Source organism: Escherichia sp. WS1118 (assembly GCF_046487695.1).
GTDB lineage: Bacteria > Pseudomonadota > Gammaproteobacteria > Enterobacterales > Enterobacteriaceae > Escherichia > Escherichia coli.
The window spans coordinates 95,932-112,964 of record NZ_JBJQIZ010000010.1 but is presented as its reverse complement, the minus strand read 5'-3'; the positions used below and the strand labels follow the sequence as shown (position 1 = coordinate 112,964).

Annotated in this window: 26 protein-coding genes; 24 read left to right on the top strand and 2 right to left on the bottom strand. The window is 51.0% G+C overall.

All coding sequences use genetic code 11. The features are described 5' to 3' along the window. Positions 1–17 precede the first annotated feature (17 nt). The 12 genes from ACJHYO_RS17550 to ACJHYO_RS17495 all read left to right on the top strand — a co-directional run bounded on the left by ACJHYO_RS17550 (position 18) and on the right by ACJHYO_RS17495 (position 8,255). Positions 18–527, top strand: coding sequence for a phage regulatory CII family protein (locus tag ACJHYO_RS17550; protein WP_000460893.1), 510 nt, complete (start codon positions 18–20; stop codon positions 525–527). Between the two features lie 7 nt (positions 528–534). Then, positions 535–831: a phage filamentation protein Fil family protein gene (locus ACJHYO_RS17545; RefSeq protein WP_000956192.1), complete on the top strand. Its 297-nt coding sequence runs from the start codon at positions 535–537 to the stop codon at positions 829–831. A 117-nt stretch (positions 832–948) separates the two neighbouring features. Further along, the gene (locus tag ACJHYO_RS17540) at positions 949–1,290 is read left to right on the top strand and encodes a DUF5347 domain-containing protein (RefSeq protein WP_000996717.1); all 342 of its coding nucleotides are present in this window, start codon (positions 949–951) and stop codon (positions 1,288–1,290) included. Between the two features lie 67 nt (positions 1,291–1,357). After that, the gene (locus tag ACJHYO_RS17535) at positions 1,358–1,591 is read left to right on the top strand and encodes a DUF2732 family protein (RefSeq protein WP_001244242.1); all 234 of its coding nucleotides are present in this window, start codon (positions 1,358–1,360) and stop codon (positions 1,589–1,591) included. Next, positions 1,591–1,818, top strand: coding sequence for a TraR/DksA family transcriptional regulator (locus tag ACJHYO_RS17530; RefSeq protein WP_000752613.1), 228 nt, complete (start codon positions 1,591–1,593; stop codon positions 1,816–1,818). The genes ACJHYO_RS17535 and ACJHYO_RS17530 overlap by 1 nt, the downstream gene beginning before the upstream one ends. Continuing rightward, positions 1,815–2,672, top strand: coding sequence for a DNA adenine methylase (locus tag ACJHYO_RS17525; protein ID WP_000104185.1), 858 nt, complete (start codon positions 1,815–1,817; stop codon positions 2,670–2,672). The genes ACJHYO_RS17530 and ACJHYO_RS17525 overlap by 4 nt, the downstream gene beginning before the upstream one ends. Then, a complete protein-coding gene (locus ACJHYO_RS17520; RefSeq protein WP_410232526.1) occupies positions 2,669–5,083 on the top strand; it encodes a replication endonuclease in 2,415 nt (804 codons plus the stop codon). The genes ACJHYO_RS17525 and ACJHYO_RS17520 overlap by 4 nt, the downstream gene beginning before the upstream one ends. Before the next feature lie 153 nt (positions 5,084–5,236). Next, on the top strand, positions 5,237–5,425 hold the full coding sequence (locus ACJHYO_RS17515; RefSeq protein ID WP_001154434.1) for a hypothetical protein: 189 nt from the start codon (positions 5,237–5,239) through the stop codon (positions 5,423–5,425). Between the two features lie 10 nt (positions 5,426–5,435). Further along, positions 5,436–5,669, top strand: a complete 234-nt coding sequence (locus ACJHYO_RS17510) for a DinI-like family protein (protein WP_001555842.1) — start codon at positions 5,436–5,438, stop codon at positions 5,667–5,669. Between the two features lie 270 nt (positions 5,670–5,939). Then, on the top strand, positions 5,940–6,155 hold the full coding sequence (locus ACJHYO_RS17505) for a hypothetical protein (protein WP_000094764.1): 216 nt from the start codon (positions 5,940–5,942) through the stop codon (positions 6,153–6,155). After that, positions 6,155–6,997, top strand: a complete 843-nt coding sequence (locus ACJHYO_RS17500) for a hypothetical protein (protein ID WP_000212611.1) — start codon at positions 6,155–6,157, stop codon at positions 6,995–6,997. The genes ACJHYO_RS17505 and ACJHYO_RS17500 overlap by 1 nt, the downstream gene beginning before the upstream one ends. 253 nt (positions 6,998–7,250) lie before the next feature. After that, entirely contained in the window at positions 7,251–8,255 is a 1,005-nt protein-coding gene (locus ACJHYO_RS17495) for a GTP pyrophosphokinase family protein (protein WP_000128947.1), read from the top strand. 48 nt (positions 8,256–8,303) lie between these two features. Here ACJHYO_RS17495 and ACJHYO_RS17490 read toward each other — a convergent pair whose 3' ends face one another. Further along, on the bottom strand, positions 8,304–9,326 hold the full coding sequence (locus ACJHYO_RS17490; RefSeq protein WP_000658058.1) for a phage portal protein: 1,023 nt from the start codon (positions 9,324–9,326) through the stop codon (positions 8,304–8,306). Continuing rightward, the gene (locus ACJHYO_RS17485) at positions 9,326–11,092 is read right to left on the bottom strand and encodes a terminase ATPase subunit family protein (RefSeq protein ID WP_410232525.1); all 1,767 of its coding nucleotides are present in this window, start codon (positions 11,090–11,092) and stop codon (positions 9,326–9,328) included. Before ACJHYO_RS17485 ends, ACJHYO_RS17490 begins: the two co-directional genes overlap by 1 nt. Before the next feature lie 142 nt (positions 11,093–11,234). Between ACJHYO_RS17485 and ACJHYO_RS17480 the strand changes: the two genes are divergently transcribed. The 12 genes from ACJHYO_RS17480 to ACJHYO_RS17425 all read left to right on the top strand — a co-directional run bounded on the left by ACJHYO_RS17480 (position 11,235) and on the right by ACJHYO_RS17425 (position 17,030). Then, positions 11,235–12,047 carry a GPO family capsid scaffolding protein gene (locus tag ACJHYO_RS17480; RefSeq protein ID WP_099119296.1) on the top strand — a complete coding sequence of 271 codons (813 nt, stop codon included), beginning with the start codon at positions 11,235–11,237 and terminating at the stop codon, positions 12,045–12,047. Positions 12,048–12,063: 16 nt separating this feature from the next. Beyond that, a complete protein-coding gene (locus tag ACJHYO_RS17475) occupies positions 12,064–13,122 on the top strand; it encodes a phage major capsid protein, P2 family (RefSeq protein WP_000742526.1) in 1,059 nt (352 codons plus the stop codon). 3 nt (positions 13,123–13,125) lie between these two features. Continuing rightward, positions 13,126–13,776, top strand: a complete 651-nt coding sequence (locus ACJHYO_RS17470) for a terminase endonuclease subunit (RefSeq protein WP_033548139.1) — start codon at positions 13,126–13,128, stop codon at positions 13,774–13,776. 95 nt (positions 13,777–13,871) lie between these two features. Continuing rightward, positions 13,872–14,336 (top strand): head completion/stabilization protein, encoded by a 465-nt coding sequence (locus tag ACJHYO_RS17465; RefSeq protein WP_000673520.1) that lies wholly within the window; start codon positions 13,872–13,874, stop codon positions 14,334–14,336. Beyond that, entirely contained in the window at positions 14,336–14,542 is a 207-nt protein-coding gene (locus ACJHYO_RS17460; protein WP_044068280.1) for a tail protein X, read from the top strand. The genes ACJHYO_RS17465 and ACJHYO_RS17460 overlap by 1 nt, the downstream gene beginning before the upstream one ends. Before the next feature lie 3 nt (positions 14,543–14,545). Next, on the top strand, positions 14,546–14,761 hold the full coding sequence (locus ACJHYO_RS17455) for an HP1 family phage holin (protein WP_000171568.1): 216 nt from the start codon (positions 14,546–14,548) through the stop codon (positions 14,759–14,761). Continuing rightward, the gene (locus tag ACJHYO_RS17450; RefSeq protein ID WP_033548140.1) at positions 14,742–15,254 is read left to right on the top strand and encodes a lysozyme; all 513 of its coding nucleotides are present in this window, start codon (positions 14,742–14,744) and stop codon (positions 15,252–15,254) included. Before ACJHYO_RS17455 ends, ACJHYO_RS17450 begins: the two co-directional genes overlap by 20 nt. Position 15,255: 1 nt before the next feature. Next, positions 15,256–15,633, top strand: a complete 378-nt coding sequence (locus tag ACJHYO_RS17445) for a DNZ54_00345 family protein (RefSeq protein ID WP_042050675.1) — start codon at positions 15,256–15,258, stop codon at positions 15,631–15,633. Then, positions 15,630–16,058, top strand: coding sequence for an Rz-like lysis system protein LysB (gene lysB, locus ACJHYO_RS17440; protein WP_042050676.1), 429 nt, complete (start codon positions 15,630–15,632; stop codon positions 16,056–16,058). Before ACJHYO_RS17445 ends, lysB begins: the two co-directional genes overlap by 4 nt. Further along, positions 15,943–16,191, top strand: a complete 249-nt coding sequence (lysC, locus tag ACJHYO_RS17435; protein WP_223229653.1) for an Rz1-like lysis system protein LysC — start codon at positions 15,943–15,945, stop codon at positions 16,189–16,191. The genes lysB and lysC overlap by 116 nt, the downstream gene beginning before the upstream one ends. Then, complete coding sequence (locus tag ACJHYO_RS17430; RefSeq protein WP_410232524.1) at positions 16,154–16,585, top strand: phage tail protein; 432 nt, start codon at positions 16,154–16,156, stop codon at positions 16,583–16,585. Before lysC ends, ACJHYO_RS17430 begins: the two co-directional genes overlap by 38 nt. Continuing rightward, on the top strand, positions 16,578–17,030 hold the full coding sequence (locus tag ACJHYO_RS17425) for a phage virion morphogenesis protein (RefSeq protein ID WP_042050681.1): 453 nt from the start codon (positions 16,578–16,580) through the stop codon (positions 17,028–17,030). Before ACJHYO_RS17430 ends, ACJHYO_RS17425 begins: the two co-directional genes overlap by 8 nt. Positions 17,031–17,033: the final 3 nt, after the last annotated feature.

Sequence of the window (17,033 nt, the reverse complement as noted above, 5' to 3'; positions counted from 1 at the left end):
CATCAGAGGCATTGACTATGTTTGATTACCAAGTTTCCAAACATCCACATTTTGATGAAGCCTGTCGTGCATTCGCACTGCGCCACAACCTGGTGCAACTGGCAGAACGTGCAGGCATGAATGTGCAGATTCTGCGGAACAAGCTGAACCCAGCTCAACCTCATTTATTAACCGCACCAGAAATCTGGTTGCTTACCGATCTGACTGAAGATTCAACGCTAGTAGATGGTTTTCTGGCTCAGATTCACTGCCTGCCATGTGTACCGATTAATGAGGTGGCAAAAGAGAAACTGCCACATTACGTCATGAGTGCAACCGCAGAGATCGGGCGTGTTGCTGCAGGTGCGGTATCTGGCGATGTAAAAACCAGTGCAGGCCGTCGTGATGCTATCAGCAGCATTAACTCTGTAACACGACTGATGGCGTTGGCTGCTGTTTCATTGCAGGCCCGTTTACAGGCTAACCCTGCGATGGCGAGTGCAGTTGATACCGTGACTGGCCTCGGTGCTTCATTTGGTTTGCTGTGAGGTGCTTATGCTGACGAAAGAACCATCATTTGCATCTCTGCTGGTAAAACAAAGCCCGGCAATGCACTACGGTCACGGCTGGATCACGGGTGAGGATGGAAAACGCTGGCATCCATGTCATTCACAAGATGAATTGCTGTCTGAATTGACCACGAGGAAACGGAGAAAGTCCAAATGTATGCGGCAGAAAGTGAAGTGGTTTATCAGTTTCGTTACAGAGGGGAGAGTTATTCAGTACCTGAAGATGATTTGCTCTGTTGCTATCCGTCATTGTCGGGCGATGGCAGTTACTTTTTCACGTTAAAGGATGGGACGTTTTTACGGGGAGAGCAGGTTAAAGAGACGATACGAAAAAATGTATCTCCTCTTGAGCGTTACCGTAAGAACAAAGAACGATAGCTGCGTTTGGGGGATATGAAGTATGGCAATTAATGGCGCTGCAGCAACTGTTCCATTAAGCCCCGGTGAACGCCTGAATGGACTTAATCATATCGCGGAGTTAAGGGCGAAAGTTTTTGGCCTTAATATTGAGTCAGAGCTTGAGCGGTTTATTAAAGATATGCGTGATCCTCGGGATATCAATAATGAACAAAATAAACGGGCACTGGCTGCCATATTCTTTATGGCAAAAATTCCAGCTGAACGTCATAGCATCAGCATTAATGAGCTGACCACTGACGAAAAGCGGGAGTTGATTAAAGCAATGAATCATTTTCGTGCAGTGGTGAGCTTATTTCCCAGACGGCTAACCATGCCGAATTAACCAAATAATGAAATTAATGGCGTAAACCCGCCGGGCATCCCTTTATCTAAATTCAGGAGAATTGATTATGCGTAATATTGAAACCCGCACCACTCAAACCGGACCGGATGACGCAGGGCTTAATATTTTACTGACAGAGGCTCGTCTGGAAGAACGCCGGGCAAGGGCTGAAGCAATGGCCGCTCGCCTTGATAGCCTGGCGTGTCATATCTCATCCCGCCAGCTAAACCACGTCGAAGCGGCAGAACTGCTGCGTGTGACTGCTGAAGCAATCCAGAACGAAGCGCAGGAGATCCACTAATGGCTGATGCAATGGATCTCGTACAGCAGCGCGTTGAAGAAGAACGCCAGCGCCATATCCGTGCTGCCCGTGCCAAAACGCCGGGCGTGTCCCGCGTGCTTTGTATTGAGTGTGAAGCACCAATTCCGCCAGCACGACGCCGCGCCATTCCGGGAGTGCAGCTTTGCATTACCTGTCAGGAAATCGCAGAGCTGAAAGGCAAACATTACAACGGAGGTGCTGTATGAGCACCATCCTGAAATGGGCGGGAAATAAAACCACCATAATGTCCGAACTGAAAAAACATCTTCCTGCTGGCCCGCGACTGGTTGAACCTTTCGCGGGTTCCTGTGCTGTGATGATGGAGACGGATTATCCCAGCTATCTGGTTGCGGATATTAATCCTGATTTAATCAACCTCTATAAAAAGGTTGCCGCTGATTGTGAATCGTTTATATCTCGCGCCAGAGTTTTATTTGAGATCGCAAACAGGGAGGTGGCTTATTACAACATAAGGCAGGAGTTTAATTACTCAACTGAAATTACTGATTTCATGAAAGCGGTATATTTCCTGTATCTCAATCGTCACGGTTACCGTGGTTTATGTCGCTATAACAAGAGCGGGCATTTCAACATTCCCTACGGTAATTATAAAAATCCGTATTTCCCTGAAAAAGAAATTCGCGCATTTGCAGAAAAGGCCCAGCGAGCAACGTTTATCTGCGCCAGCTTTGATGAAACGCTGGCGATGTTGAAGGCGGGGGATGTGGTGTATTGCGATCCGCCGTATGACGGTACGTTTTCCGGCTATCACACTGACGGCTTCACTGAAGATGACCAGTATCACCTGGCATCTGTTCTTGAACATCGGTCATCAGAAGGACATCCGGTCATTGTTTCTAACAGTGACACATCCCTGATCCGTTCGCTGTATCGCAATTTTACTCACCACTACATCAAGGCAAAACGCAGCATCGGTGTGGCAGCTGGCGAGGGTAAATCAGCAACAGAAATCATTGCTGTTTCCGGGCCGCGCTGCTGGGTGGGATTTGATTATTCGCGTGGCGTGGATAGTTCTGCCGTGTACGGAGTACGTGCATGAGTCATGCCGATATGAACAACTGCTGCGGCTTTAACGAAGCTGCCGCATCGTTCTCATGGAACAGCCCGAAAAAGGCCATTAACCCTTATCTGGACCCGGTGGAAGTTGCGCCGGTTTCTACGCTTTCAAACCTGATCACTCTGTACGCTGCCGATAACGAGCAGGAACAGCTGCGCCGTGAGGCGCTGAGTGATCAGGTCTGGGAGCGTTATTTCTTTAATGAATCCCGTGATCCTGTCCAGCGCGAAATGGAACAGGATAAGCTCATTAGTCGGGCAAAGCTGGCGCATGAGCAGCAGCGTTTTAATCCGGATATGGTCATTCTGGCGGACGTCAACGCCCAGCCTTCCCATATCAGCAAGCCGCTAATGCAACGTATTGAATACTTCAGCAGCCTGGGCAGGCCAAAGGCTTATTCCCGCTATTTACGTGAGACGATTAAGCCATGTCTGGAACGACTGGAGCATGTACGCGACAGTCAGCTATCTGCATCTTTTCGCTTTATGGCAAGCCATGAAGGGCTGGACGGCCTGCTGATCCTGCCTGAAATGAGTCAGGATCAGGTGAAACGCCTGTCCACCCTGGTAGCTGCGCATATGAGTATGTGCCTTGATGCCGCTTGTGGCGATTTGTATGCCACCGATGACGTTAAGCCAGAAGAAATCCGCAATACATGGGAAAGGGTGGCAGCGGAAACCCTGCGTCTGGATGTCATCCCGCCTGCGTTTGAGCAACTCCGTCGGAAAAGAAACCGCCGTAAACCCGTGCCCTATCAACTCATTCCGGGTTCGCTGGCGCGTATGTTGTGCGCCGACTGGTGGTATCGGAAATTATGGAAGATGCGTTGCGAATGGCGGGAAGAGCAGTTGCGTGCTGTCTGCCTTGTCAGCAAAAAAGTATCTCCCTATGTCAGCTATGAAGCCGTGTTGCATAAACGTGAGCAGCGCCGTAAGTCGCTGGAGTTTTTCCGTTCTCATGAACTGGTGAACGAAGACGGCGACACGCTGGACATGGAGGATGTGGTAAACGCCAGCAGCAGCAACCCTGCGCATCGCCGCAATGAGATGATGGCCTGTGTTAAAGGTCTGGAGCTTATCGCGGAAATGCGCGGTGACTGCGCCGTTTTCTACACCATCACCTGTCCGTCACGTTTCCATTCCACGCTAAATAACGGCAGACCAAACCCGACCTGGACAAACGCGACGGTAAGACAAAGCAGTGATTATCTGGTCGGCATGTTTGCTGCATTTCGTAAAGCGATGCACAAAGCCGGATTGCGCTGGTATGGCGTGCGGGTGGCTGAGCCGCATCATGACGGTACAGTTCACTGGCACCTGTTGTGTTTTATGCGCAAAAAAGAGCGCCGAGCCATTACTGCTTTGTTGCGTAAGTTTGCCATTCGTGAAGACCGCGAGGAGCTGGGTAATAACACGGGACCACGCTTTAAGTCTGAGCTGATAAACCCGCGCAAAGGTACGCCAACAAGCTACATCGCGAAATACATCAGTAAGAACATTGACGGGCGTGGTCTGGCTGGTGAGATCAGCAAGGAAACGGGTAAATCCCTGCGTGATAACGCTGAATACGTTAATGCCTGGGCGTCTCTACATCGTGTTCAGCAATTCCGCTTCTTTGGCATTCCGGGGCGTCAGGCTTACCGTGAACTGCGATTGCTGGCTGGTCAGGCGGCAAGGCAACAGGGGGACAAAAAAGCAGGTGCGCCGGTACTGGATAACCCGCGCCTTGATGCCATCCTGGCTGCTGCTGATGCTGGTTGTTTTGCCTCCTACATCATGAAGCAGGGCGGCGTACTGGTTCCCCGTAAATATCACCTCATCAGAACCGCTTATGAAATCAACGAAGAGCCGACCGCCTATGGCGATCACGGCATTCGTATTTATGGCATCTGGTCACCCATTGCAGAGGGCAAGATCTGCACTCATGCAGTGAAGTGGAAAATGGTTCGTAAAGCCGTTGACGTTCAGGAGGCGGCAGCCGACCAGGGCGCTTGCGCCCCTTGGACTCGTGGCAATAACTGTCCCCTTGCTGAAAATTTGTACCAACAAGGGAAAGACAAATCAGCTGATGGAGATACCAGAACGGATATCACCCGTATGGATGACAAGGAGTTGCACGATTACCTGCACAGTATGAGCAAAAAAGAGCGCCGGGAACTGGCAGCAAGGTTACGCCTGGTGAAACCGAAACGGCGTAAAGACTACAAACAGCGAATTACAGACCATCAACGACAGCAGCTCGTCTATGAACTGAAGTCCAGAGGATTTGATGGCAGCGAGAAAGAGGTCGATTTACTCCTTCGCGGCGGCAGCATTCCGTCAGGAGCAGGCCTGCGTATCTTCTATCGGAACCAGCGTTTGCAGGAAGATGATAAGTGGCGGAACCTGTATTAATTACGCGGATTAACAATTCGTGCTCTTAATAATACCAGGCATATCAGGCTGATGAACGTAAAAAAACGTTTTACATCAGTAAGATTATTATATACTGTAAATATAAACAGTGGTTATGCATACAGCATTGCTTGTGGTGTTATAGGAGGAAAGATGCAGGACTATTTTTTGGAGTCTTTGAAGCTCCAGCGCATTGATTTTTTTCTTAAGCTTGTAGCGGCTAGTGAGTGTAGTGATGAAGAGAAGGGGCTGGCTCTGCAGTGGGTTTCTGAATTGACTGATGAACTCATGGCAAAAATCAGAACCCACGAATACAACCGCTCAATGGATGTCATCAGCTGAGGTGACTTTTATGCGCATTGAAATAATGATCGATAAAGAGCAGAAGATTAGCCAGTCTACACTGGACGCCCTTGAATCCGAGCTTTACCGCAATCTGCGCCCCCTGTATCCCAAAACGGTAATTCGTATCCGCAAAGGTAGCTCTAACGGTGTGGAACTGACCGGACTGCAACAGGACGAAGAAAGAAAACAAGTGATGAAAATTATGCAGAAGGTGTGGGAAGACGACAGCTGGCTGCATTAAGAAACGTTGCTGGCGTCTGAACTTGCTTCTGGCGTCAGCAAGGTTGAACAACGAGCTATGCGAGGCGTTAGTGTCAATTTGTTACCTTAACCACTATATATGCCAGGAAATTAACAGTTCTTAAGAAACCGCTTGCATGATCGAGCGCATTGAACTTAAGTTTAAGTAACGAAATCAACAGATGATATTGTTGTCTAAATTTTAAAGATAATCTGTTGAGGTTGTAGGCGTCGGAGTGTAGACTTCCGCGCCATGTGAAAAGGGGGAGTTATGTCAAGCATCGCCGCATTTAGCCTGGGTAACCCAGTTGAACGTCTGGCAAGGGTTCTTAAAGAGAACCAGGACAAACTCAATCTTAGTAAAGATGGTTTTGTGTCCGTAGACTTGTCTAACAAAAGAGCAATGGATGCCATCAAGGCACAGATGGATAAGCTTGAAGGCATCAAAACGAGCACTGTAAAAGAGAAAACTAATAGAACCAGATAATGGCAACATTACTTTTAGCAGTGATTTTGGTTAGTGGTTTTATTTATGTAAACCTATCACTTTCAACAAGATACCGATATAAGCGTTCCAACGGCTGGGACGCTTATTTTTTTGTGGCTGCCTGGGGTATCGTTTTTTTTCTCCTTGGCGGTTTTTTCACCTTTATTTTGAACGTCAGCGGAGGGTTTCGTTGGCTGGCTAATGCCTTGAATCTAACACCTGACAGTTTTAATGGCATGTTGTCTTCATCGAAAGACAAACTTCAAAGAATAAATGAAATCAAACAGATAGCATGGGTTATGATTTCAATTGTCCTCGCTGCGATTTCAGGTTTTGGAAATAAGTTACGCACATCACGTGGAGATCGTCGCTGGGATGCCTTAGCTAAAGCTGTGGGTAATAACGCTTTCGAATCATTACTTATGGAAGCGTCCGCAAGACAGTTTCCGATCATAGCAACTCTGTCGTCTCGCAAAATCTATGTTGGCCTTGTTACTTGTCCGGCGTTAGAAAACGGGCTTTCAGAGCACCTTGAACTTCTCCCGATGTTAAGCGGATATCGGGATAAAGATGATCTAACGATTAGTATCACGACTAACTATCACCAACATTATCTTGATAGTGGTGTGATAAGTGGAATGTCTCGGCTTAATATCGAAGATTTCCGTGTGCTCATACCAAAAGATGAGGTTGAAACAATTTCGTTTTTTGATACTGAGACATATAACAAATTTAAAGAAAATGAAGCCAGGGATAGAAAGAACTGTCGAAAGATTGGTAGTAAAAGTGCATCTTCGCGCAGCAAGCGTGCAGCAGATGCTGAGTCAAATGATCGTGCATGACTATGCTGCATGAGATCGCATGATCGTTTGAGGATCATTTTTGCTGAGGCCCGCCAGAACTGGCGGGCTTTTGCGTAGATCATGCAACTGCATGAAAACCACTACATAAAGCGGGCAGGCGTGGCGGGGATACGAGCGCGCGCAAAACCTGTTGTTTAAGTGGTTTAGATCGGATAATTTATATGTTGTCCACTTGAATTAAAATTATGCAATGTTTTATATCTGATTCATTTATATAAGTTAGGTAAGATAGATGACAGACGAAGAATTAAAAGAACAGCATTCAATTTACGGCTCAGTTGCGGAATTGTTCAGACGAGTTATGGTTGAGCAAATTGATGTTATTTTGTCGGAGAATAAATTGTCTTTAGGGGTTCCAATTGAAAGCCGTGTCAAAACATTAAGTTCTATTATTAATAAGGATAACCGAAAACCTCTAAAGATTGAGTCAATAGTTGACTTGGATGATTATGTTGGAATCCGATTAATAATGCTATTTAAGCGAGATGTTGAAAAGGTTATATCTTGTCTGAAAGAACATTTCATTATTTTGAAGCAAGAGAATAAACTTGATGAACTGGATGAGGATAGATTTGGGTACCAATCTCATCATTATGTAATACAACCTCCAGAAGAATGGCTAAGAGTTCCATCCTTTAGTGATTTTAAAAATATGAAAGTGGAGGTGCAAATACGAACGCTTTCTCAGCATATTTGGGCTGCAGCATCTCATAAACTGCAATACAAAAAAGAGCAAAGTGTTCCACTTCCTCTTAGGCGAGCAATTAATAGAGTATCTGCTTTGCTTGAAGTCGTTGATTTCGAATTTGAAAGAGTGTTATCAGAGCGTGAGGGGTATGTTGAGACAAGCAGACTAGATAGAGGAACTATGCTTGACGTAGAATTGCTGAAAATGATAGCTGCAAGTGAATTACCACCTGATAATAAATCTGATGATGAAAATTATGATGATTTGCTTTCTGAATTAATTAAAAATAAAATTATAACTGTAGGTGAGTGTATTGACGCTTTAAAGAGTGGGCTACCTTCGGCTATTGACGAAGATAAGGCAATGGTTAGAAGAATTATAAGTAATGAAGATGACTATGATGATGAGTCTGAGTTAAAGCGTGCTAGGTTAGGGGTGTTTTTCACTCATGTAGGGTTAATTCGGACTGCGATTGCTAATTCTATGGGGGCTTCTTATATTAGAAATCAGACCGAAGGAATGGATGTTTATGATGATTCAGAAGAATAATTTCATTTTTTGATTACAGACACTTTCACGAAAGTGTCTGTAATAGTATTAATCTAAGTTGTATGGCTGGAAAGTAATGACATTTTCTCCTAGCCATACATTTATCTCGAATAATCTCTTCTGCAGCGGGATCAGTTCATTTCTCACAAAAACTTTACTCGCTTTCTCCACATCCCCAAATCCACCAACATTATTCGGCATAATCCCCATCATTTGCGGCGGCACTCGGTGTGCTGCCATCATGTCGTCCCGGCTCACGTTCTTGATATTCAGAAACTCATCCTTCGCTGCGACTTCTGATAACGGGATAATCTGAAGCCCGTCTTTTTTGCCGTTAGGCGAGTACATAAACAGATTACGGAAGTTGCCTGGACCTTTGGCGCTTTTCATCGCGTTACGGAGGTTGTTTACATCCTCCTGGTTCTGCGCGGCGTCGGTCATGTACATGATGAAGCCTGCATGACTGCCGTTGATGTAATACTTGCGGCGGAACAGCGTGGCGGATTCGTTGAGCAGAGCTGACGGAATGGCAGAAAGGTAACCCGGCAGACCATAAATCTCCTGGTTGATATCCGGCTCCATCAGGTGGAAGACATTACCTTTTGTGAACTGATACGGCTGTGTCGTCAGGCTGTATTGCACAAACCAGTATGTTTCAAGGTCAAGTCCGCGCCGGGTGTATTTTGCCAGTGCAGGTTCCAGCGAAATAACTTCACCAAAGCGGTTCGTGCGTTTCTCCAGGTAGGCGTTACCAAAAACCAGATAGTCCTGCACAAAACGGGTAAATGCCTGCTGGCTGAGAAGGCGATGTGGAATATAGGTACTGCTGATAATGTCACGCTTAACACTGATCGGGGAGCTGTGGTGCACGGCGGCGCGGAAGGTGCGCGCCAGTCCGTCAAAGCTGACGGGCGGCTCATACCAGCGATCCATCTGTACGCATTCCACATAGTCCAGCAGTTCGCGGCGGTCCAGTACAGGAATGGGATCACCAAAGCTGAAAGCCTCCGCAACGGATTTTTTAGTTTCTTCTGCAGTTACGGTTTCGTCTGGCGCGATATGTTCTTTCATCAAAAAATCTCCACAATATTGCTGGTATTGGCGGATTCGCCCTGCAGCGGTTCGTTAAACAGAGCGTGCATCGTTGCCCAGGCCAGATCGGCGTGGCTGGCTTCTTCGCTGCGGCTGGCTTCATAGGTCGGGCGGTTGCCGCTGGCGGTGGTGGCGCGACGGATTGCCATAAATGACTGCGCTATGTCGGTGTGTCCGGCGTCAAACTCCAGACGGCGGTGGCTGATAATGTCGTAGGCCTTGAGTACCAGGGCGTTTTTAACGTTGGGGTTGTAGACAAACTCCCGGACGGCTGGAAAAAACGCTTTCACGTTCTCGTAAACCCCGTGACCGACACCTGTCGAGTCGATGCCGATATAGGTCACGTTGTACTGTTCGGTCAGTTTTTTGATGGCGTCCGCCTGGGCGCGGAAGTCCATCCCGCGCCACTGGTGACGCTCAAGAATGCGAAACTTACCGCCTGGCACGGCTGGCGGTGCCACCACCACGCATCCGGCGCTGTCGCCGTTCTGCGTACCTTTTGCCGGGTCATAACCGATCCACACCTCGCGGCAGCCAAACGGGCGCAGGGCCAGTGCATGAAAGTCGGTCCAGACTTCCCAACTGTCCACCATGCACGCCTGCAGTTCGCTGAGCGGGAACACGGACGCGAGATCGTCCACGAACTCGCACATCAGCAGGTTCTGGTATTCGTCCGGGCTGTACTCCATGCGTAGCTGGTCGAGGTCGAACAGGTTACAGCCGCCGCGCACCGCATCTTCCACGGTGACTATCTGGCGGTATTGCCCGTCTGCGCACAGCAGGCCGGGGGCCAGATTGCTGTGGGACAGGTCGATGTCCACCTTGTCAGCTTTGTTGCGTCCACGGTTGAACAGCGCACCGGACCAGAACGGATAAGCACTGTGGGTCAGGCTGGATGGCGTGGAAAAATAGGTTTGTCGCCATTTTTTGTGAATAGCCATACCGGAAGCCACTTTGCGCAGCTCCTGGAATTTCGGTATCCAGAAATATTCATCCAGATACAGGTTGCCGTGGTAACTCTGGGCCGTGCGGGCATTGGTTCCGAGGAAATACAGTGTGGCCCCGTTGGGAAGCACCATCGGATCGCCTTTCAGCTCCACCTCCACTTCTTTGGCAAAGTCGATGATGTACTGTTTGAAGACGTGGGCCTGTGCCTTACTGGCAGAAAGGAAAATCTGGTTACGTCCGGTAAGCAGAGCGTCAATCAGGGCTTCACGGGCAAAGTAAAAGGTCGCGCCGATCTGGCGTGACTTCAGCAGGTTGCGGATGCGGTTGGTTTTTCCGGCTTCCCACCAGTGGCGCTGGTAGTTGAACATGGAGGAATGGAAGATTTCTTCCAGCTTCTCAATCTGCTCATCGGTGAAAACATTCTTTTCCGGCTGACGGCGTGGGCCTTTGTTGCGGTTGGCGACGTTAGGGTTTAAGTCGGCTTCGTTGCCGCCATTGTTAAACTTGCCGATCCGCGCGTGGCGCTCCGACTGGCGCGCCAGCAGGTCAATCTCTTTGAAATCTTTCCCTTCTTTGTGCTCCTTCATAATGAGCTGGCAGTAGCGTGCGGCGGTGGTGAGCTGCATCTGATCCAGCGGCCCATAGTCACCCCACTTGTCGCGTTTTTTCCAGCTGTGAACGGTTGCAACTTTCTCGCCCAGCATTTCAGCAATGCGGGCGACGCGGTATCCCTGAAAGTACAGCAGCATGGCCTGCCGACGGGGATCGAGATCTGCGGGTGTCAGTGTGGTGTTCATGGCACAAACCTACAGCCTTGAATGAAGGCTTTCCCCGCCTGTGGTTTGTGTGGTTGTCGGTACAAATACCGCGCATTGTTTCACTGCCCCCATCACCGCAACCATAAGGCTCCAGTAAGTTTTTTCTAACGGAGCACGGCTCATGACAGTGAAAGCAAAGCGTTTTCGCATCGGGGTGGAAGGTGCCACCACCGACGGACGCGAAATCCAGCGTGAATGGCTGGAACAGATGGCAGCCAGCTACAACCCGGCGGTGTATACCGCGCTGATTAACCTTGAGCACATCAAGTCTTATCTGCCGGACAGCACCTTTAACCGCTACGGCAAGGTGACGGCGCTGTTTGCTGAAGAAATCACGGAAGGTCCGCTGGCAGGCAAGATGGCGCTGTATGCCGACGTTGAGCCAACGGAGTCCCTGGTGGAACTGGTGAAAAAAGGCCAGAAATTATTCACCTCTATGGAAGTCAGCCCGAAGTTTGCTGATACGGGCAAAGCCTACCTGGTCGGCCTGGCTGCCACTGATGACCCTGCCAGTCTGGGTACGGAAATGCTGACATTCAGCGCCAGTGCAGCCCATAACCCGCTGGCAAACCGCAAGCAGAATCCCGCCAATCTTTTTACCGCTGCAGAGGAAACGGTGATCGAACTGGAAGAAATCCAGGAGGACAAACCGTCCCTGTTTGCCCGTGTCACGGCGCTGTTTACCAAAAAAGAGCAGTCCGATGACGCCCGGTTCTCTGATGTGCATAAGGCCGTGGAGCTGGTCGCCACTGAGCAGCAAAACCTGAGTGTGCGTACCGAAAAATCCCTGTCTGAGCTGGAGACTGCCCTGCAGGCACAGCAGACCGCCTTTAACGAACTGGTGAATAAGCTGAGTCATGAAGACAGCCGCCAGGACTACCGCCAGCGTGCAACAGGCGGTAACGCCCCCGCTGACACTCTGACCAATTGCTGATGGAGCACAAAACCTGATGAAGAAGAATACCCGCTTTGCTTTTAACGCTTACCTGCAGCAGCTGGCGCGTCTGAACGGTGTGGCAGTTGAAGAACTGTCCAGCAAATTCACCGTAGAGCCGTCTGTACAGCAGACGCTGGAAGACCAGATCCAGCAGTCCGCCGCATTCCTGACGCTGATTAACGTTACGCCAGTGACTGAGCAGTCCGGTCAGCTGCTTGGATTGGGTGTTGGCAGCACCATTGCCGGAACCACTGATACCACCGCGAAAGAGCGTGAGCCTGTCGATCCGACGCTGATGGTCGATGTGGAATATAAATGCGAGCAGACTAACTTTGACACGGTGCTGACCTACGCGAAGCTGGACCTGTGGGCGAAGTTTCAGGATTTCCAGGTGCGTATCCGTAACGCCATCGTGAAACGTCAGGCACTGGACCGCATCATGATCGGCTTTAACGGCGTGAAGCGTGCGAAAACCTCCAACCGTAGCGAAAACCCGCTGCTGCAGGATGTGAATAAAGGCTGGCTGCAGAAAATCCGTGAGGATGCACCGGATCACGTCATGGGCAGCACCACCACGGGCGGTGAAACCACACCGGGCGCGGTGAAAGTCGGTAAAGGTGGCGAATATGCCAACCTGGACGCCGTGGTGATGGATGCCGTTAATGAGCTTATCGACGTGGTCTACCAGGACGATGACGATCTGGTGGTGATTTGCGGTCGTGAACTGCTGTCTGACAAGTATTTCCCGCTGGTCAACAAAGAGCAGGAAAACAGTGAAAAACTCGCTGCCGATATGATCATCAGTCAGAAACGCATGGGTGGCCTGCAGGCCGTGCGTGCGCCGTTCTTCCCGCCGAATGCGTTGCTAATCACCCGTCTGGATAACCTGTCCATCTACTGGCAGGAAGACACCCGCCGCCGTTCAGTTATCGACAACCCGAAACGTGACCGGATTGAAAATTTTGAATCCGTTAACGAAGCCTATGTGGTTGAGGACTACCGCTGCGCCGCACTGGTGGAAAACATCCAGATTGGCGACTTCAGCGCCGCCGCAGCAGAAACCGGAGCGTAATCCATGAGCCTGAGTCCCGCACGGCAGCATCGCCTGCGCGTTCAGGCTGAACAGGCCGCCCGTGAGGGCGGCAGTGTTCGCCACGCGTCGGGCTATGACCTGATGCTGCTGCAACTGGCGGAAGACCGCCGCCGTCTCAAGGGCGTTCAGTCCACGGTGAAAAAAGCGGAAATAAAGGTGGAGCTGCTGCCGAAATATGCCGCCTGGGCGGAGGGCGTTCTGGCTGCCGGAGGCGCTCAACAGGATGACGTGCTGATGTACGTGATGCTGTGGCGCATTGATGCCGGAGATTATGCCGGGGCGCTGGAGATCGGGCGTCATGCCCTGCGTCATGGCTGGGTGATGCCGCTGGGTAACCGCAACGTGCAGACCGTGCTGGCAGAGGAAATGGCAGACGCGGCGCAGAGCGCAATGCTTGCTGCCACCGGCTTTGATGCCGATCTGTTGCTGCAGACGCTGGAGCTGACAGACGGTCTGGATATGCCGGATCAGTCACGGGCGCGTCTGCATAAAGCGATTGGCGCGGTCCTGAGTGAAGGCAATCCGGCGTCTGCCCTTAATCATCTCAACCATGCGTTACAGCTCGATCCCCGCTGTGGCGTGAAAAAAGACAAACAGCAGCTGGAGCGCAGACTGCGCAATGACAGCCGCTGACAGAACGTGCCCCCGCGCACGGGCGGCACGGGGTGGCGAAAGGCACTGCCACATCAAAACCCCGTCCACCGCCCTCTATTTCAGGAGAAAGCAGCATGAAGTTTGTTGCGCCAGAACAGGCACCGGAACAGGCGGAAATCATCAGAAATACGCCGTTCTGGCCTGATGTGGACCTGTCGGAGTTTCGCAGTGTCATGCGCACTGACGGCACGGTGACGCAGCCGCGTTTAAAGCAGGTTGCGCTGTCGGCAATTTCGGAGGTCAACGCAGAGCTGTATGAGTTTCGCAGACGCCAGCAGATGCTGGGGTATGCCTCGCTGGCAGAAGTCCCGGCGGAACAACTGGACGGCAAAAGCGAGCGCATTCAGCACTATTTCAACGCGGTTTACTGCTGGGCACGCGCCATGCTCAACGAACGTTACCAGGACTATGACGCCACGGCATCCGGTGCGAAGCGAGGCGAGGAACTGGCGGAAGCAAGCGGTGATTTATGGCGTGACGCCCGCTGGGCCATCAGCCGGGTGCAGGATGCGCCGCACTGCACAGTGGAGCTTATCTGATGAAAGTGCGTGCGCATCAGTATGACACGGTGGACGCACTTTGCTGGCGTCATTACGGGCGCACGCAGGGTGTCACGGAGCAGGTACTGAAGGCAAATCCGGGGCTTGCCGAATACGGCCCCTTTTTACCTCACGGGCTGCAGGTGGAGCTGCCGGACATTCCGACCACCACCACCACCGTGCAGACCGTCCAGCTATGGGACTGAATTATGACGCTTGAGCGAATCAGCGCCTTTATCACGTATTGCATCGCCGTCGTGCTGGCCTGGCTGGGCGATTTGTCCATCAAGGATGCCTCAACGCTGGGCGGCCTGATGATTGGTGTGCTGATGCTGGCTATCAACTGGTACTACAAACATAAAGCCTACCAGCTTCTGCGCGACGGGCAGATCTCGCGGGAGGACTATGAATCCATCAATCGTTAAACGCTGCCTTGTCGGGGCCGTGCTGGCTATTGCAGCTACGTTGCCGGGTTTTCAGCAGCTTCACACCTCCGTGGAGGGGCTGAAACTAATTGCCGATTACGAAGGCTGCCGTCTGCAGCCGTATCAGTGCAGTGCAGGTGTCTGGACCGACGGCATTGGTAATACATCGGGCGTCATTCCCGGCAAAACAATCACGGAACGACAGGCAGCAGAAGGGCTGATTTCCAACGTGCTGCGTGTGGAGCGGGCACTGGAAAGGTGTGTGAAACAACAGCCGCCGCAAAAGGTGTATGACGCGGTGGTGTCGTTTGCCTTCAACGTGGGAACGGGCAATGCCTGCAGTTCCACACTGGTGAAATTACTCAATCAGCGGCTCTGGGCGGATGCGTGCCGACAGTTGCCGCGCTGGGTTTATGTTAAAGGTGTGTTTAATCAGGGGCTGGATAACCGCCGTGCGCGGGAGATGGCCTGGTGCTTACAGGGAGCAAACTGAAATGAAAAAGAAAGTAATCAGCGGGCTGTTTCTGATGTTATGGATAGCTCTGTTAATCGCCGCAATGGTGTATCCGCAGGGGATTTTTCCGGTACTGGCAGCATCTGGTGTCTGGGTAGCCTGTCTGCTGACATGGGCAGTAATTCCGGTAGCACTGGCTGCGTTAATTAAGAACGGCCCGCTCTGGCAGGAGTTGAGGGCATCTTTGCTGAAGAAAATTACCCGAAAAGAAAACGTATTTATCAGCTGGATGATGCGATTGCTGATTGTCGTCAGTCTCGCCTGGACGGGGTGGGCTATTACCCTGGTCTTTTATCTGCTGACCGTTATTGCCTTCTGGATCACCCGTAATCAGATGGCGCAACAGGTAGCAGCATGAACCGGTTGCTGCTGGTTGTGCTGGCGTTATTACTGGCGGCGCTGGGCTGGCAGACGTGGCGGCTGGCTGATGCCAGCCAGACCATCAGCACGCAGGCAGACGAGCTTCGGAGCAAAAGCCAGGCACTGGCAAAGAGTAACAGCCAGCTGATCAGCCTGTCCATTCTGACTGAAACCAATAACCGGGAGCAGGCGCGGCTCTATGCCGAAGCAGAACAGACCAGCGCACAGCTGAGACAACGACAACGCCGGATCGAGGAACTGAAACGTGAGAACGAGGATTTACGCCACTGGGCTGATACTCCTTTGCCTGCTGACATTATCCGGCTGCGGGAACGTCCGGCACTCACCGGAGGTGCAGCTTACCGTCAGTGGTTGTCCGCGAGTGACGCCGTGTCGGCTGGAGCAGGCAGCACCGCGCACTAACGGTGATCTGAATGCGTTGCTGGATGAAACGGAGGCCGCCTGGGCGGTCTGTGCAGACAAAGTGGACATGATTATTGCGTGTCAGGAGCGAAACAGTGAACAAACCACAATTCCTGCGCCACGCCCTCAATAAAGCGGTGCCTTATGTCCGCAATAACCCGGACAAACTGCATCTGTTTGTGGATAACGGTTCGCTGGTTGCCACGGGGGCCAGCTCCATGTCATGGGAGTACCGCTACACCCTGAACGTGGTGATTGAGGATTTCAGCGGCGACCAGAATCTGCTGATGGCCCCGGTTTTGCTGTGGCTGCGTGATAACCAGCCCGATGCCATCAATAACCCGGCGTTACGGGAAAAGCTATTCACCTTTGAGGTGGATATTCTGCGCAACGATGTCTGTGATATCAGCCTCAACCTGCAACTGACGGAGCGTGTGCTGGTCAGCACTGACGGCAGTGTGTCGAGCGTTGAAGCTATAGCGGAACCTGATGAACCTGAAGAAATGTGGACGGTGAAACGTGGCTGAACTGCAGAAAGTGGACGACTGGCTGAGTGCCTTGCTGGCGAATCTGGAGCCAGCCGCAAGAAGCCGCATGATGCGCCAGCTGGCGCAGGAACTACGCCGGACACAGCAGCAAAATATCAGAATGCAGCGCAATCCAGATGGCAGCAGTTATGAACCGCGACGGGTAACAGCACGCAGTAAAAAAGGCCGTATCAAACGTCAGATGTTTGCAAAGCTGCGCACCACAAAATACCTGAAAACTTCCGCCAGCGCCGACTCTGCCAGCGTGCAGTTTGAAGGCAAGGTACAGCGCATTGCCCGTGTTCACCACTACGGATTGAGAGAGCGGATAGGTAAAAGAAGCAAAAGTATTAAATACCCAGCTCGCAGATTGCTGGGACAAACCCAAGAGAGTAACCAGATAATTCTAAACACTCTCTTGAGGTGGATGACAAAAGATAACTAAATT

What these genes read in the sequence shown, in the direction of transcription:
- ACJHYO_RS17540 (WP_000996717.1), top strand. Translation starts at nt 949, where the DNA reads ATGGCAATTAATGGCGCTGCAGCAACTGTTCCATTAAGCCCCGGTGAA.
- ACJHYO_RS17475 (WP_000742526.1), top strand. Translation starts at nt 12,064, where the DNA reads ATGAAGAAGAATACCCGCTTTGCTTTTAACGCTTACCTGCAGCAGCTG.
- ACJHYO_RS17480 (WP_099119296.1), top strand. Translation starts at nt 11,235, where the DNA reads ATGACAGTGAAAGCAAAGCGTTTTCGCATCGGGGTGGAAGGTGCCACC.
- ACJHYO_RS17550 (WP_000460893.1), top strand. Translation starts at nt 18, where the DNA reads ATGTTTGATTACCAAGTTTCCAAACATCCACATTTTGATGAAGCCTGT.
- ACJHYO_RS17515 (WP_001154434.1), top strand. Translation starts at nt 5,237, where the DNA reads ATGCAGGACTATTTTTTGGAGTCTTTGAAGCTCCAGCGCATTGATTTT.
- ACJHYO_RS17490 (WP_000658058.1), bottom strand. Translation starts at nt 9,326, where the DNA reads ATGAAAGAACATATCGCGCCAGACGAAACCGTAACTGCAGAAGAAACT.
- ACJHYO_RS17530 (WP_000752613.1), top strand. Translation starts at nt 1,591, where the DNA reads ATGGCTGATGCAATGGATCTCGTACAGCAGCGCGTTGAAGAAGAACGC.
- ACJHYO_RS17460 (WP_044068280.1), top strand. Translation starts at nt 14,336, where the DNA reads ATGAAAGTGCGTGCGCATCAGTATGACACGGTGGACGCACTTTGCTGG.
- ACJHYO_RS17520 (WP_410232526.1), top strand. Translation starts at nt 2,669, where the DNA reads ATGAGTCATGCCGATATGAACAACTGCTGCGGCTTTAACGAAGCTGCC.
- ACJHYO_RS17510 (WP_001555842.1), top strand. Translation starts at nt 5,436, where the DNA reads ATGCGCATTGAAATAATGATCGATAAAGAGCAGAAGATTAGCCAGTCT.
- ACJHYO_RS17525 (WP_000104185.1), top strand. Translation starts at nt 1,815, where the DNA reads ATGAGCACCATCCTGAAATGGGCGGGAAATAAAACCACCATAATGTCC.
- ACJHYO_RS17470 (WP_033548139.1), top strand. Translation starts at nt 13,126, where the DNA reads ATGAGCCTGAGTCCCGCACGGCAGCATCGCCTGCGCGTTCAGGCTGAA.
- ACJHYO_RS17500 (WP_000212611.1), top strand. Translation starts at nt 6,155, where the DNA reads ATGGCAACATTACTTTTAGCAGTGATTTTGGTTAGTGGTTTTATTTAT.
- ACJHYO_RS17505 (WP_000094764.1), top strand. Translation starts at nt 5,940, where the DNA reads ATGTCAAGCATCGCCGCATTTAGCCTGGGTAACCCAGTTGAACGTCTG.
- ACJHYO_RS17545 (WP_000956192.1), top strand. Translation starts at nt 535, where the DNA reads ATGCTGACGAAAGAACCATCATTTGCATCTCTGCTGGTAAAACAAAGC.
- ACJHYO_RS17445 (WP_042050675.1), top strand. Translation starts at nt 15,256, where the DNA reads ATGAAAAAGAAAGTAATCAGCGGGCTGTTTCTGATGTTATGGATAGCT.
- ACJHYO_RS17495 (WP_000128947.1), top strand. Translation starts at nt 7,251, where the DNA reads ATGACAGACGAAGAATTAAAAGAACAGCATTCAATTTACGGCTCAGTT.
- ACJHYO_RS17535 (WP_001244242.1), top strand. Translation starts at nt 1,358, where the DNA reads ATGCGTAATATTGAAACCCGCACCACTCAAACCGGACCGGATGACGCA.
- ACJHYO_RS17465 (WP_000673520.1), top strand. Translation starts at nt 13,872, where the DNA reads ATGAAGTTTGTTGCGCCAGAACAGGCACCGGAACAGGCGGAAATCATC.
- ACJHYO_RS17485 (WP_410232525.1), bottom strand. Translation starts at nt 11,092, where the DNA reads ATGAACACCACACTGACACCCGCAGATCTCGATCCCCGTCGGCAGGCC.
- ACJHYO_RS17450 (WP_033548140.1), top strand. Translation starts at nt 14,742, where the DNA reads ATGAATCCATCAATCGTTAAACGCTGCCTTGTCGGGGCCGTGCTGGCT.
- ACJHYO_RS17455 (WP_000171568.1), top strand. Translation starts at nt 14,546, where the DNA reads ATGACGCTTGAGCGAATCAGCGCCTTTATCACGTATTGCATCGCCGTC.
- lysB (WP_042050676.1), top strand. Translation starts at nt 15,630, where the DNA reads ATGAACCGGTTGCTGCTGGTTGTGCTGGCGTTATTACTGGCGGCGCTG.